At 69.4% G+C, this 255-nt stretch carries 1 protein-coding gene; it reads left to right on the top strand.

Annotated elements, in window-relative coordinates:
- The coding region (locus SB754_RS21495; protein WP_410784353.1) for an ABC transporter substrate-binding protein at window positions 1-255 on the top strand (255 nt) is incomplete at both ends.

Below are 255 nucleotides of genomic sequence, written 5' to 3'. Positions count from 1 at the left end.
CGGCAAGGAGGCCGAGGCAGAGAAGATCGAGGCCGACTTCGACGCCGCCGTCGAGCGCGTCAAAGCCGCGTACGACACCGAAGACACCGTGATGAGCGTCATCACCTCGGGCGGCGAGATCGGCTACTCGGCACCCGGCAACGGCCGCACCTTCGGCCCGCTCTACGACCTGCTCGGCCTCACGCCGGCCCTCGAGGTCGACGAGTCGTCGACCGACCACCAGGGCGACGACATCTCGGTCGAGGCGATCGCCGC

The sequence above is a fragment of the Leifsonia sp. SIMBA_070 genome (genome assembly GCF_046534635.1).
In the GTDB taxonomy this organism is placed as follows: domain Bacteria; phylum Actinomycetota; class Actinomycetes; order Actinomycetales; family Microbacteriaceae; genus Leifsonia.
Note: the sequence above shows the minus strand (reverse complement) of the source record. Positions and strands in the feature narration are given on the sequence as shown.